We start from the raw sequence: 14,393 nt of genomic DNA, 5'->3' as shown, positions 1-14,393 counted from the left end.
ATGGGTCACAACACGTCGCCGAGAACGGCGACGATCACCGGCACCAAACCGGCGAGAATGAAGGCGGGCAGGAAGCAGAGCCCCAGCGGCAGCACGATCAGCACCCCCGAACGGCGAGCGGCCTCCTCAAGGTGGACGGCCCGATCCGCTCTCAGGTCGTCGGCGAGCCGGGTGAGTGCTCCCGCCAGCGCGGCACCACTGCTCGCCGAGCGGATCGCGGCGGTCGCCACCCGATGGGCTCCCGGAACCGTCGCCAGGTGCGCCCATGCCTCCTGGGGGCCACCGCCGAGTTGCAGCGTCCGGCCGACCCGGGCGAGTTGTCCGCCCAGCGGACCGCCGAGCGCGTCGGCCACCGCGAGCACCGAACGTTCCACCGGTGCCCCGGCCCGCAGGGTCGCCGCCAGCAGGTCGGCGGCGAGTGGCAGGTCGGCTGCGGCACGCAGCCGATGACGACGGACGGCCGGTGGCTCGATCCGCCGGAGCAGCCGGTCGAGCAGCACCACCGTGGGCAACGCCGCCACCGGACCGGCCCAGCCGCCGACAAGCACCGCCACCGCCAGCCCGGACAGCCCGGCGGCCAGCCGAACCAGATCGGGCCGCCACCGGTACGCCGACAGCTGTCCCGGGACACCGCCAACTCGCCCGCCGGACTGGACGACCGGCGACACCCTGCCGGACAGCCGACGCAGCCGACGCCGAGGCTGGTACCGGCTGACCACGAACGCGGCGAGCAGAGCAAGGGCGGCCAGACCAGAAGCGATTAGCGGTGTCCCGCGCATCAGCTGTCCCCGCCCGGAATGGTCGCGAGACGCTCCGACCAGAGCAGCCCGATCACCTGAAGGCCCACGGCAGCGATCGCGCACCCACCACCGACCGGCGTGTGCAGCAGTACCTGGAGCGGGTCCACCCCGATCCCGTAGCCGAGGCCGATCCCGCCCAGCGGCAGGGCAGCCAACAACCAGGCGGTGGCCCGAGCCCCGGATGCCTGGGCCGCCGCCGCAGCCAGCCCCCGATCCGTCGACCGGGCGTCCGCTTCGATCCGCTCCACCAGGTCGGCCAGCGGTGCCCCCGTACGCTCGGCCAGCCGTACCGCGGCCCCGGCCAGTCGCCCGAGGCGATCCTCGGATCGCCCGGGTGCGGCCTCTCTCGGCAGCGCGTGTTCAGCGCCGGTGAGCTGACCGTCGACGGTGGTTGCGTCCTCACTCAGACCGGCGGGAGACGGGCTGGTCAGCACCTGCGCGGCGGCCGGTACGGGTAGACCGACCCGTAGCTCCCCGGCCAGGGCACAGAGCTGGTCCAAGCGTTCCCTGCGGTCCTGAGCGGCCCGACCCACGGTCGCCCGGCGGAGCACCGCCCGCGCCCCCAGGACTCCGTATCCGGCCATAGCCGCTGCCGCCACCGGACCACCGAGCAGCCCACCGGCCCCCGCGCCGAGCAGACCGGTCAACAGCAGGATGCGCCGTGGTTTCGCCAACCGCGCTACCTGCCCGCCTGGCCCGGGTACGTGACCGTCGACCTGATCCCGGCGCTCGATGCCGGTCGTGGCGCTCTGCTCCTCGAACGGTGTCGGCACACCAATTGGCGCGGCCGTCGACCCTGCGACGGCAGCGGCCGTTCGCGAAGCGGCACCAGCGGGTGTGCCGCCGGGCCGGGCCGGTCGTCGACTCCCTCCCCGGCCCGGCGGACGAGACCCGGGCGGTGATGTCGGCGGCCCGGACGAGGGCAACGCGACCGGGACGGCCGGTCGCCTGCACGGGCGGGCCACGACCATCGGAGGCGGTGACCCGGGTGCCGACACCGGCGGGCGAGTCCCGGCCGGACGTCGCACCGCGCAGGTCGGACCGGCGACCCGGACCAGCGGGTCTACCGGATCGCTCCGCCACCCGAGGGCACTCGACCCGACCCGCCGGACAACCGTCGGATCAACCGGCCGCGCCGACTGCGCGTCACCGAGCCCGGACGCCCCGGTCACCGCCGGCCACCCGACACCTGTCGGTTCCCAACCGGGCGGCCTCAGGCCAGGTGGCGGCTCCTCCCCCTCACGCTGACCGCCCGCCTCGCGGAGCGTGGTGACCCACGCGACCAGCGGATCGTCAGCCGCTTTCCGGCCGCCCGGAGACCACGTCGGAACACGACGGCCACTCGTGCGGAATTTCCGGATCGCCACCAGCAGCGGCAACACCGCGACCGCCAGCCACCACCCGCCACTCATGACGACACCGCCGACGCGGGCCAGGGCTCGCACAGGATCGGCGGCACCGGCACGTCGCGGTTGTGGATCAGCGTGCCGAGCGCTCGGGCCGCCAGGCCGATCCCCCGACCACGAACCCAGGCGGGCACGGCGACCACCAGCCGGTCGGGGCCCTCCGGCAGGAGCAGGCAGATCGACTCCAGGACGCGGCCCTGCGGTGTGCGGCGGATCTGGAACACCACCTGTAGGGCCGCCGCTACCTGGGCGTGCAAAGCCGAGCGTGGCAGCCCGCCGAGCAGACCGAGCGCCTCCAGGCGGGCCGGTACGTCCGACGGAGTGTTGGCGTGCAGCGTCCCCGCCCCACCCTCGTGGCCGGTGTTGAGGGCAGCCAGCAGATCGACCACCTCCGCGCCTCGACACTCACCGACCACCAGCCGGTCCGGCCGCATCCGCAGCGCCTGCCGGACCAGCTCGCTCAGGCCGACGGCACCCGAGCCCTCCACATTGGCCGTACGCGTCTGAAGGCTCACCACGTGCGGATGCACCGGTCGCAGCTCGGCGGCGTCCTCGACCAGCACGATCCGCTCGGTGCCCGGCACCAGCCCGAGCAACGTGTTCAGCAGGGTCGTCTTGCCGGAACCGGTGCCGCCGATCACCAGATAGGCGAGCCGGGCGGCCACCACAGCGGCGAGCACCGGCGCGACCGGCCGAGCCACCGCGCCCTGGGCCACCAGTTCGTCGAGGCTGAACGGCCGCTGCCGGAAAGTGCGCAGCGACAGGTAGGGCCCTTCGGTCGCCACCGGCGGCAACACGGCGTGCAGCCGTGTCCCGTCGGCCAACCGCGCGTCGACGCACGGAGAGCCGTCGTCCAGCCGACGACCTGCCCCGGCCGCCAGTCGCTGCGCGAGTCGACGTACGTCGTCCGGGGTGCCCACCGGCACCGGGACCTGATGCAGCCCCTGCCCACGGTCGACCCAAACCCGCGCCCCGTTGACCAGCACGTCCGTCACCTCGGGGTCGGCCAGCAACGCGGCGAGCGGGCCAGCGCCGACCAGGTCGTCGCGTACCCGATCGGCGATCCGCAGCAGGGCGTTGTCACCCAGGACGGCGGCGTCGGGTTCGGCGCGTACCGCGGAGACGATCGCGGCCGGAGTGACCGGTGTCGTGGTGGCGGCGATCCGCTGCCGCACCCGGGCCGCGAGATTCTCCCCGGTCACGCCGCGCCCGCCGCAGGCTGGCCGGTGAGGTCGGTGACGATGCGCTGACACAGCTCGGCCAGCGGCCCGCGCCCACCCGCCGCCGGTGCCTCGCCCCGCTCCAGCCCCCGGCACAACCCGGGCTCCGGCCGCAGGGACGCGGCCAGGGGCAAGCCGAGCGCCTTGGCCACCTCGACGGCGCGAAGTCGCCCCGGTGCCGGACCTCGGACGATGACGGACAGGTCGTGACAGTGCGGTGCCGCCGCCGCCACCACCCGGGCCGCGGCGGCGGTCGCCCGCAACTCGGCGGGCACCACCACGAACGCCCGGTCAGCCGCCTGAAGCGCGGTCACCGCAGCGTCGTCGAGGTGTCGGGGCAGGTCCACCACCACGAAGTCCCGGCTCCTCCGGGCGGCGTCCACGGTGGCGGCCACCGCTTCGGCGGGCACGGCGATCAGGTCACCCCGATCCCAGGAGAGCACCACCAGATCACCCCGGCTGGGCAACGCCCGCACCAGGGCAGGTGCGTCGACCCGCCCGTCGGCCCCGGTCAACGCGGGCCAGCGCAGCCCTTCCATCTGCTCCCAGCCGAGCACCAGATCCAGACCACCGCCGAGCGGGTCGGCGTCGAGCAGGAGGGTGCGCAGCCGGGCCCGTGCGGCGGTGACGGCGAGACCACCGGCGAGGATGCTGGCGCCGGCTCCACCCCGGCCACCGACGAACGCGACCATGCGGGCTTGGGCCGTGGCCGTACCCTCGCCTCCGCAGTCAGCGAACCGGTCCACCAGCCACGGCTCGGCCGCCGGCAGCACGGCGACGTGTTCGGCGCCGAGCAGGTCGGCCACCTGCCATCCGGACTCGACGTCGTCGGCCCGCCCCACCAGGACCAGTCGGGCACGCCGGGGCAGCCGCGCCCGCAGGCAGGACTGCGCCTGGTCGCTGCCGACGACGACCAGCGGCGCCGGTCGCCAACGGGTGCGGGCGGCGGCCGGATCGGCGGCCACCTCCACCTCGACTCCTCCTGCGGCAGCGAGCCGGAGAAGGTCGTCGAGCAGGTCAGCGTCCGAGGTGACGACCAGCGGTGGACGTCGGTCCGGTGGGAGGGTCGTACGGGGTGGCATCGCGGCCTCCAAGCGGTCGGCGCGGGTTCACTGGGTCGAACCCTGCCGCCGCTGCCACCCCGAAGGCCGCCCCGGACGGCCAACCTGTGGACAACGAAGTGCTCTGTGGACAACGCCCACAACGGTCGTTGATCTGTTATGTGGACAGGCCGCGCAAGGCATCTGATCTCAACTCACACCACCCGTAGCGAGACGTGACGTGCACCACGCATAATCGACGTCCTGTGCCGTCGCCGAACGGTGTTCCTCGCCGGATCGAGGTCATGAACCAGTCGCCAGATCACGAAGATGGCCGTGTCGAACCGAGGCTGCGGGTCGGCCCCTGGCTGTTCGACCCGCGCACCCGCGCCAAGCAGTTGGCGGCGCCGCCGGTTCTGCGGGCGCTGCCACCGGCACCCACCCCCGGAGGCGACGCGTCGACCACACCACCCCCACCGGTACGGGAGCCGGTCGCGCCGTTCGAACCCGCGCACCGCGCGCCGGGCCGGATGTCGCACCGGCTGCTACTGGCCGGCCTCGCCACCGCCGTACTCGGTCTCATCCTCACCGTGCTCTGGCCCGCCGCCGGACCGCCGCCGGCCGCCGCACCGGACGTGCCGTCGGGCTGGGTTCCTCCGGCACCGGACAGCCGTGAGGGCGACCTTGGGGGCGTCGCCACCGCCGCCGCGTCGTCCCCCTCCCCGGCAGCCTCGTCATCCGTCGAGGGCGTCACCTCCTCCCGGCCACACCTGAGTCGCCGGGCGACACCACCACCGTCGGCCACCCGGACCAGCTCTCCGCCCAGGCCAACCACCCCAAGCACCCGCCCGGTCCCCCCACCGAGCCGACCGGCGGCCCCACCACCGACCACCCGGCCACCCGAGCCGCAGCACCTGACACCGCTACCGGCGTCGCGGGAACGCGGACTGCGGTCGACCGACGGTGGCAGCGAGACGAGCATCGAGTTCGTCAACCAGCGATCGCGACCGGTGACCGTGTACTGGCTCGACCATCGTGGACAGCGGAGGCAGTACGCCGTGCTGCCACCACGCCAGTCGTACCGGCAGCACACGTACGTCGGTCACCCATGGGTGGTGACCGACCGCCGGGGCCGCGCCCTGGCCTGCTTCGAGCCGACGCGTACGCCCGGCCGAGCCGTGATCAGGTAGGGCCATGGTCTTTCCAGCCGTCCGACTCACCGGCTGCTTTCCCGAAGCTCATGGCTTCGCCCTGCTCGGCCCCGTGCGTCTCGACCAACATTTGGGCACGGACAGCACGGGTCGTGACCTGCTGGACCTGTTCAGCACCACCGAGGCCGGTGACAGCTTGGGCGCGGAGAGCTACACCGTACTGGTGCGGCACGCCGCAGATCCTTGCCCGAGGTCCGCCGCCGCGTTCTCGTCGCCGGGCTGGATCCTCGGGTCGGCGACTGGTTCGCTGCTGCTCTGCGGCGTCGGGTACCTCCGTCACTGGCAACCGGACCATCCGGCACACCACCGCGTTGCAGTGCCACCCGACTGGTACGAGACCGAAGTCCGAGGGCACGCTCAAGCCGAGGGAGCCGACGACGGCACGTACGAATTCGTGCTGACCTCCACCCCGACCCGACCGGTCTGCCACGCTGATCCGGCTCAACGGTTCGCGATCCGCCACGGCGACCTCTGATGCACAGTCGGATGACCGGGCTGTCCGCTACGTGACAGCGCCCTGCCGGGGCCGCAGGACACGCCTACGCTGAGCGCACGTTCCGCCGGGCGACGCTGCGGAGGAAGCCGACATGCCGTCCATCCTCGTCACCGCTCTCCTCGCAGCCGCCATGACGGCGGCACCCGCACTCGCACCCACCACCGCCACCCCTGCTGCCCCGGCCCACTACCGCGTGGTGGACCTCGGCACGCTCGGCGGCGACAGCAGCTACGCCACCGCCATGAACGACCGTGGCGACGTGGTGGGCCGCGCCCAGGGCGCCGACGGCAGTTACCGTGGATTCCTCTGGCGGCACGGTCGGATGATCGATCTCGGCGACTTCAGCCCAGTCGACATCAACGACCGTGGCCAGATCGTCGGCAGCCGCGACGACGGCTCCGGCGCGTACATCTGGCATCGCGGCGTCCTGCGCCCGCTGGGTGACCCGTCCGCGCGGCCGGTAGCGATCAACAACCGGGGCCAGGTCGTCGGCCACACCGACGCGGGCCCCACCCTGTGGACGCGCGGCCGGGCCCGACCCTTGCCCCTCGCCGACGTGTCCGACATCAACGAGCACGGCCAGGTCTCCGGCGGCATGGCCCTGCCAGATGGTTTCCACGCCGCACTGTGGCACCGTGGCCGGATCACCGACCTCGGTGCCGGCCCTTTCAACCGCAGCAACACGTACGCCCTGAACGACCGTGGCTGGGCGATCGGCTGGCAGTTTTCGGCGGACCAGGACGAACGCGGCATCCTCTGGCGGCACGGCCGCGCCCTGGACCTCGGCACCCTCGGCGGCAGCTTCACCCGACTCAGAGCGATCAACAACCGTGGCGCGATCCTGGCCAGTTCCCAGGCCACCGACGGAAGCGAGCGACCCGCGCTGTGGCGACACGGCGTCCTGCACGACCTCAGCCTCGCCGGAATCAGCACGGAGGGCGAGGTCGTCGACCTCGATGACCACGGCCGCATCGTCGCCTCGATCCGCCCGGTCTTCGGCGTGAGCCGCGCCGTCGTCTACCACCCACGCTGAACCACCGACGATCTGTCGTGCCGAGGTACCAGAAAAGCCAGCAGTCAGCGGACCGGGCCCTCGCCGAACCGACCACCACTGATCACGGCGTCAGCCCCGATCTCGGCAGCCGTCCACACGTGGGAGCAGAAGTCGTCTACCGCCACACCGCCGTCCCTCAGGAGAGCGACAGCCAACGCCGCCAGATCCGCCCGACGCGGGAGCCGGTAGTTGATCTGCACGGGCCGAATCAGGCCGCCGACCGACAGCCTGCTCAAGGTCCGCGATGTCCTCCGGCTGACGTCGGGAGGGGAAAGGGACGACCCCCGTCGGGGGGAGACGGGGGTCGTCGAAGGTTCGGCTCCGGGGGGGTCGAGCCGAACCCACTCAGCGGTCACGGGGGGTGCAACCGCTGAGGGTCTGCCAGTTTGAGTGCTCGTGCTAGTGAACAAGTCTGCCTGAGCAGACCTGTGTACGTCGAGTGGTGTAGCCTCCACTCCCTGCGAAATCCTGTTCGCAGCGTGTGACTGCGGTCACTGTTCGCAGGCGGGCGGAGGTCGGCCCGCAGGTCCGAGTGCTCTTCAGGCCCCGGGCACCCGCCGACCATAGACCATCGGGCTAGACTTTCGCGCCGTGGGCCGAAGTGCCGCTTTTTTCGATCTGGACAAGACCGTCATCGCCAAGTCGAGCGCCTTGGCGTTCGGCAGGCCGTTCTACCGGGACGGCCTGATCACCCGGCGTGATGTGGTCAAGTCGGCGTACGCGCAGTTGATGTTCCGGCTGGGCGGCACCGACGAGCAGACCATGGCCCGGACCCGCGATTATCTCGCCACCCTCTGCAAGGGGTGGCGGGTGGAGCAGGTCCGTCAGATCGTCGCGGAGACACTGCACGAACTCATCAATCCTTACGTGTACGCGGAGGCCGCCGCGCTGATCGAGGAGCATCAGGCTGCCGGTCGGGACGTGGTGCTGGTCTCCGCCTCGGGCGAGGAGATGGTGCGCCCCATCGGTGCGCTGCTCGGAGTCACCGACGTGATCGCCACCCGGATGGGCGTGGTCGACGGTCGGTACAGCGGTGAGGTCGAGTTCTACGCCGCTGGGCCCAGCAAGGTCGAGGCGGTCAGCGAACTCGCCGCCGTCCGGGGGTACGACCTGGCCGACTCGTACGCCTACTCCGACTCGTACAGCGATCGCCCGTTGCTGGAGTGCGTGGGTCATCCGAGCGTGGTCAACCCGGACCGGCAGCTGCGTCGGCTGGCGGTGGAGAACGGCTGGCCGGTGCTTGAGTTCCGGCATCCGGTCCCGCTGGGTAGGCGGCTGCGTGAGCGGCCCGCCGTTCCGGTCGCCGCGGCGGCGCTCGGTGTCGGTGTCGGGGTGGCGATCGGCATCGCGTGGTACGGCCGGCATCGCCGTACCCGCGCCAGCGCCTCGCCGGCCTGACCTACCGCCCGGCCTGACCAGGCGGCCTGTCAGGCGGCCAGGGTCTCGTCTCCGATCGCGGTGAGCTGGTCGGCACCCACTTCCACGGCGGACATGTAGTGCCGCAGCCACGACCGCAACCCGTCAGGGGTGCCGGTGGCGAAGGCACCGGCCGCGCCGACGTACTCAGGCTCCCGCTCGCGGTGGCCGACGTCGACGGCGAGCAGGCCGCGCGGGTCGAAGCCGGTGGAGAGCAGTACGAGACGGGCCGCGCCCCGGGCCACCACACCGGAGGGGCCGGCGAACGGGCGCAGGTTGAGCAGTTCACCGTGTACGACGGCGGCCAGCACCAGCGGGCTGACCCGGGTGCCACCGGTCACCAGGTTGACCAGTACGTCGAGTCGGGCGGCGACCACCGGGTCGTCGACCGGGCGGCCCAGTTCCGCTTCGGTGGTCACCTCACGGGCGGCGAGCACGTGCAGTTTCGCCAGGACCTGTCGGGGGGCCGTGGACCAGAGTTCACTGAGCCCGGGTAGCGCTCCGGCGACCCGTAGCGCGCCCTGGAGCACCGGTTCGGTGACGGTACCGGCGCGTACCTCCTCCCGCTCATGGTCGTGGCCCTCCAACGCGGCGCTGGCCACCGCAGAGCGCAGACTGACCTCGGCCGCCACCTGGCCGCCATGGCGGCGCAACGCCCGGTGGCCGAGTGCGTGGTCGAAGTGGGTACGGGCCTGCTCGACGGCGTCGGCGACGTCGGTGAGCGCGAGCAGCGGCGCGAGCGGGTCGGAGTTCACCCCGCCACGCTAGCGACCAGGTCGGCGGCTTCGGGCACGAGTAACCGGCAACGCGACGCCCGCCACCCGTAGCGACGTGTTAGCAGGGGGCCCTTCCTCTACCGGAGGCGTTAACAAGGTGCCCTTCCTTGCGCCTCGGCGCGTGGGAGGGGCCGTTGGGCGACGGGTCGGTGAGGGTTCGGTCGCCTCGCTCGTGGGCCACGACTAACCTGCCCGGAAGAGACCCAGGTCACCCAAACGACGAGGAGTGTTGGCATGAGTGAGGCATTGGCCAATCTGCTGAACGAGACGCGTCAGTTCCCGCCGCCAGCCGAGCTCGCCGCTGACGCCAACGTCACCGCTGACGCGTACGCCGAGGCGGAGTCCGACCGGCTCGCCTTCTGGGAGCACCAGGCCGACCGGCTGGCCTGGGCGAAGCGGTGGGACCAGGTGCTCGACTGGTCCCGGCCGCCGTTCGCGCGGTGGTTCGTCGGTGGCCAGTTGAACGTGGCCTACAACTGTCTCGACCGGCATGTGGAGGCCGGCCAGGGTGACAAGGTGGCGATCCACTGGGAGGGCGAGCCCGGTGACACCCGCACCATCACCTACGCCGACCTGCACCGGATGACCTGCCAGGCGGCGAACGCGCTCACCGACCTCGGGGTGACCGCCGGTGACCGGGTGGCGATCTACCTGCCGATGATCCCGGAGGCCGCGGTCGCGATGCTGGCCTGCGCCCGGATCGGCGCGACGCACAGCGTGGTCTTCGGTGGCTTCTCCGCCGACGCGTTGACCAACCGGATCCAGGACGCCTCGGCCAAGGTCGTGATCACCGCCGACGGCGGCTACCGGCGGGGCAAGCCGTCCGCGCTCAAGCCGACCGTCGACGAGGCGGTGGCGAACTGCCCGTCGGTCGAGCACGTGCTGGTGGTTCGGCGTACCGGTGGGGAGGTGGGCTGGTCCGAGCGGGACCATTGGTGGCACGAGACGGTGGAGCAGGCGTCAACCGAGCATTCCGCCCAGCCGTTCGACGCCGAGCATCCGCTGTTCATCCTCTACACCAGCGGCACCACCGCCCGCCCGAAGGGCATCCTGCACACCACCGGCGGCTACCTGACCCAGGCGGCGTACACCTCGCACGCGGTCTTCGACCTCAAGCCGGAGTCCGACGTCTACTGGTGCACGGCGGACATCGGTTGGGTGACCGGCCATTCCTACATCGTTTACGGTCCGCTCTCCAACGGCGTGACCCAGGTGATGTACGAGGGCACTCCGGACACTCCACACAAGGGCCGTTTCTGGGAGATCGTCGACCGGTACGGGGTGACCATCCTCTACACGGCACCGACGTTGATCCGCACCATGATGAAGTGGGGCGAGCAGATTCCGGCGGAGTACGACCTCTCGTCGTTGCGGCTGCTCGGCAGTGTCGGTGAGCCCATCAACCCCGAGGCGTGGATGTGGTACCGGCAGCACGTGGGGCACGGTGAGCTGCCCATCGTGGACACCTGGTGGCAGACCGAGACCGGCAGCATGATGATCTCGCCGTTGCCGGGCGTGACCGCCGCCAAGCCCGGTTCGGCGATGACTCCGCTGCCGGGTGTCGTCGCGGACGTGGTGGACGACCAGGGCCAGTCGGTGCCCAACGGCGGGGGCGGTTACCTCGTGCTGCGCGAGCCGTGGCCGTCGATGTTGCGCACCATCTGGGGCGACGACAACCGGTTCATCGAGACGTACTGGTCGCGGTTCGGCGCGGGCGCGAGCGGTAACGCCGACGACCCGTGGATCTACTTCGCCGGTGACGGTGCGAAGAAGGACGACGACGGGCACATCTGGCTGCTCGGCCGGGTCGACGACGTGATGCTGGTGTCGGGGCACAACATCTCCACCACCGAGGTGGAGTCGGCGCTGGTGTCGCACCCGTCGGTGGCGGAGGCCGCGGTGGTCGGTGCCACCGACCCGACCACCGGGCAGGCGATCGTCGCGTTCGCCATCCCACGGGGCAGCACCGAGATCTCCGGTGAGGCGGGCGAGCAGCTGATCGCCGAGCTGCGTAACCACGTGGCGAAGACGCTCGGCCCGATCGCCAAGCCGCGCCAGATCATGCTGGTGCCGGAGTTGCCGAAGACCCGCTCCGGCAAGATCATGCGGCGGCTGCTGCGGGACGTGGCGGAGAACCGTTCGCTGGGTGACGTGACCACCTTGCAGGACTCGTCCGTGATGGAGCTGATCTCCGCCGGGATGAGCGGCGGGAAGTCCGACGAGGACTGACGGCAGGCGTACGACTCGAAGGGTGGCGGTCCGAGATCGGGCCGCCACCCTTCGTCATGGGCGGGTACGTCCCGACCTGATCTGAATGTGACAGCCCGAGCGCCCGGCAAAAACTATCTGCAACAAATTCGGCCTGGCTCTTCCCACCGGCCCCTCCAGTGCCTAAGTTCACCACTGGCCCCATTTACGGGGGCCTTTTTCACCGGCCCACAACCCCCGACGGGCCGGTTCCCTCAATCCGGAGGTACCACGTGCGGAAAGTCGCAGTGGGTCTGCTCGGGCTCTCGTTGACGGCGACAGGACTGACGGTCGGCTCATCCGCCGCCGCCGCGCCGCAGCTGGAGACGCCGGCGGCCGCGCCGTCCATCGCGGAGCCCGCCCACGCCGAACACGACCTACCGAACCCGCTGGAGGCCAAGCGTCGCGCCCTGCGTCAGGAGGGCCTCAGCGAGGTGCTCTCGGGCCGAGCCAAGGCCGAACGGATCAACGGCAGCACGGTCGTCAAGGTCGGCGAGCGGGCCACCCGTGGCGGCAAGGCCGGTCGCAACGCCAAGGCCACCAAGGGTGGCCGGGGCCCCACCGAGAAGCAGTACGTCGAGTTGTCCCGGGAGAAGACCGACCGGATCTTCGTGATCCTCGCCGAGTTCGGCAACGAACGGCACCCGGACTACCCCGACCAGGACACCGACCCGGATGTCCCCGGCCCGACGAAGTTCGACGGGCCGCTGCACAACGAGATTCCCGAGCCGAACCGGTCGGTGGACAACTCCACCGTCTGGCAGGCAGACTACAGCGCCGAGCACTACCGGAAGCTCTACTTCGGCACGGGCCCCGGTGACGAGTCGGTCAAGCAGTACTACGAGGCCCAGTCCTCTGGTCGGTACAGCGTCGACGGCGTGGTCACCGACTGGGTGAAGGTCCAGTACAACGAGGCCCGCTACGGCCGCTCCAGCGGCTACCCGTGCGCCGGGATCGTCTGCAGCAACGTCTGGGCGCTGGTGCGCGACGCGGCCAACCAGTGGGTCGCCGACCAGAAGGCGGCCGGGCGGTCCGACGAGGAGATCGCCGCTGACGTCCGGGCGATGGACCAGTGGGACCGGTACGACCACGACGGTGACGGCGACTTCAACGAGCCGGACGGCTACATCGACCACTTCCAGATCGTGCACGCCGGTGGCGACATGGCCGACGGTGACCCGATCCAGGGCGAGGACGCCATCTGGAGCCACCGCTGGTACGCGTACGCCTCGGACCAGGGTCGCACCGGTCCGCCGAACTTCCCGGCGGGCGGCACCCAGATCGGTAACACCGGCGTGTGGATCGGCGACTACACCATCCAGCCGGAGAACGGCGGTCGCAGCGTCTTCTACCACGAGTACGCTCACGACCTCGGCCTGCCGGACGACTACAACGTCCTCAGCGGTGGCGACAACAACAACGAGCACTGGACGCTGATGGCCCAGAGCCGCCTCGGTGCCAGCAACGACGGCGGCATCGGCGAGCGCGGTGGCGACCTCGGCGCCTGGAACAAGCTCCAGCTCGGTTGGCTCGACTACGAGGTGATCGTGGCCGGGCAGAAGCGGACGCTGACCCTCGGCCCACAGGAGTACAACACCAAGGAGGCCCAGGCCGCCGTGGTGGTGCTGCCCGAGCGGGAGTACACCTTCGACAACGGCGCGCCGTTCGAGGGTGACAAGCAGTTCTTCTCCGGCAACGCGGACGACCTCAACAGCACGATGACCCGGACGTTCGACCTGACCGGGAAGTCGTCGGCGACCTTGTCGATGAAGGGCCGCTACAGCATCGAGGAAGACTACGACTACCTCTTCTTCGAGACCTCGGTCGACGGCGGCCAGAGCTGGACGTCGCAGCCCGGCACCGCCGACGGTACGCCGCTGAAGGAGATCTCCCCCGGCCGGTTCGCACTGGACGGCAGCTCCGACGACGAGTGGGTCGACATCGAGATCCCGCTGGACGAGTTGGTCGGCAACAGCGTCGCGTTCCGGTTGCGCTACCAGACCGACGGTGGTGTCTCCGAGGGTGGCTTCTTCGGTGACGCGGTCACCCTGACCGCCGATGGCGAGACGGTCTTCACCGACGGTGCGGAGTCCGGCGCGGCAGGCTGGACGCTGGCCGGCGGGTTCGAGGTGGTCGAGGAGACGTACACCAAGAGCTTCGCGAACTACTACATCGCGGGCACCCGGCAGTACATCTCGTACGACAAGTACCTGAAGACCGGCCCGTACTTCTTCGGCTACACGAACACCAAGCCTGACTACGTGGACCACTACGCGTACCAGGAGGGGCTGCTGATCTCGTACTGGAACACCCGGTGGGCGGACAACGACACGTTCGCGCACCCGGGCGAGGGCCGGAACCTGATCATCGATGCCCACCCGCGGCCGATCTACAACCTGACCGGGCAGCCCTGGCGGGCCCGCGTCCAGGTCTACGACGCGCCGTTCAGCCTCAAGAAGGCGGACTCGTTCACGCTGCACCTGAACAGCCAGCCGCAGTACATCCGTGGCCAGGACGCGCAGCCGCTGTTCGACGACACCAAGCAGTACTGGTACCCGGAGCTGCCGAACCACGGCGTCAAGCTCCCGGCCACCGGCACCAAGATCAAGGTGGTCTCGCAGAACGGCATCTACACCAAGGTCAAGTTCTCCTGATCGCTGAGTGACAGCAACGATGCCCCGGGCAGGTGACCTGCCCGGGGCATCACGCTGTGCGGCACCGTGACGG

Annotated in this window: 12 protein-coding genes; 6 read left to right on the top strand and 6 right to left on the bottom strand. The window is 70.9% G+C overall.

Annotated features, from left to right (window positions below):
* Nucleotides 1-5: 5 nt before the first annotated feature.
* The 4 genes from FF096_RS12120 to ssd all read right to left on the bottom strand — a co-directional run bounded on the left by FF096_RS12120 (nt 6) and on the right by ssd (nt 4,508).
* Nucleotides 6-779: a type II secretion system F family protein gene (locus FF096_RS12120; protein WP_155217384.1), complete on the bottom strand. Its 774-nt coding sequence runs from the start codon at nt 777-779 to the stop codon at nt 6-8.
* Nucleotides 779-1,771: a type II secretion system F family protein gene (locus tag FF096_RS26635; protein WP_375335327.1), complete on the bottom strand. Its 993-nt coding sequence runs from the start codon at nt 1,769-1,771 to the stop codon at nt 779-781. Before FF096_RS26635 ends, FF096_RS12120 begins: the two co-directional genes overlap by 1 nt.
* Nucleotides 1,772-2,208: 437 nt before the next feature.
* On the bottom strand, nt 2,209-3,408 hold the full coding sequence (locus tag FF096_RS12110; protein WP_309223146.1) for a TadA family conjugal transfer-associated ATPase: 1,200 nt from the start codon (nt 3,406-3,408) through the stop codon (nt 2,209-2,211).
* Nucleotides 3,405-4,508, bottom strand: a complete 1,104-nt coding sequence (ssd, locus tag FF096_RS12105; protein ID WP_155217382.1) for a septum site-determining protein Ssd — start codon at nt 4,506-4,508, stop codon at nt 3,405-3,407. Before ssd ends, FF096_RS12110 begins: the two co-directional genes overlap by 4 nt.
* Nucleotides 4,509-4,771: 263 nt before the next feature.
* Here ssd and FF096_RS12100 point away from each other — a divergent pair, with 263 nt between their 5' ends.
* The 3 genes from FF096_RS12100 to FF096_RS12090 all read left to right on the top strand — a co-directional run bounded on the left by FF096_RS12100 (nt 4,772) and on the right by FF096_RS12090 (nt 7,206).
* The gene (locus FF096_RS12100) at nt 4,772-5,656 is read left to right on the top strand and encodes a hypothetical protein (protein WP_155217380.1); all 885 of its coding nucleotides are present in this window, start codon (nt 4,772-4,774) and stop codon (nt 5,654-5,656) included.
* Nucleotides 5,657-5,660: 4 nt separating this feature from the next.
* Entirely contained in the window at nt 5,661-6,152 is a 492-nt protein-coding gene (locus FF096_RS12095; RefSeq protein WP_155217378.1) for a hypothetical protein, read from the top strand.
* A 112-nt stretch (nt 6,153-6,264) separates the two neighbouring features.
* Entirely contained in the window at nt 6,265-7,206 is a 942-nt protein-coding gene (locus FF096_RS12090) for a hypothetical protein (RefSeq protein WP_155217376.1), read from the top strand.
* Between the two features lie 44 nt (nt 7,207-7,250).
* Here the strand turns inward: FF096_RS12090 and FF096_RS12085 are convergent, their stop codons facing one another.
* Nucleotides 7,251-7,463: a hypothetical protein gene (locus FF096_RS12085; protein WP_230462523.1), complete on the bottom strand. Its 213-nt coding sequence runs from the start codon at nt 7,461-7,463 to the stop codon at nt 7,251-7,253.
* 355 nt (nt 7,464-7,818) lie between these two features.
* Between FF096_RS12085 and FF096_RS12080 the strand changes: the two genes are divergently transcribed.
* Entirely contained in the window at nt 7,819-8,625 is an 807-nt protein-coding gene (locus tag FF096_RS12080; protein ID WP_309223145.1) for an HAD-IB family hydrolase, read from the top strand.
* A gap of 29 nt (nt 8,626-8,654) precedes the next feature.
* On the opposite strand, the gene FF096_RS12075 is transcribed toward FF096_RS12080, so the two are convergent.
* The gene (locus FF096_RS12075) at nt 8,655-9,398 is read right to left on the bottom strand and encodes an oxidoreductase (RefSeq protein ID WP_309223144.1); all 744 of its coding nucleotides are present in this window, start codon (nt 9,396-9,398) and stop codon (nt 8,655-8,657) included.
* Nucleotides 9,399-9,653: 255 nt separating this feature from the next.
* On the opposite strand from FF096_RS12075, the gene acs reads away from it, so the two are divergent.
* Nucleotides 9,654-11,648, top strand: a complete 1,995-nt coding sequence (acs, locus tag FF096_RS12070) for an acetate--CoA ligase (RefSeq protein WP_155217374.1) — start codon at nt 9,654-9,656, stop codon at nt 11,646-11,648.
* Between the two features lie 266 nt (nt 11,649-11,914).
* Entirely contained in the window at nt 11,915-14,320 is a 2,406-nt protein-coding gene (locus tag FF096_RS12065) for an immune inhibitor A domain-containing protein (protein ID WP_309223189.1), read from the top strand.
* Nucleotides 14,321-14,393: the final 73 nt, after the last annotated feature.

The organism is Micromonospora sp. CP22, assembly GCF_009712475.1.
Taxonomy (GTDB): Bacteria; Actinomycetota; Actinomycetes; order Mycobacteriales; family Micromonosporaceae; genus Micromonospora.
Note: the sequence above shows the minus strand (reverse complement) of the source record. Positions and strands in the feature narration are given on the sequence as shown.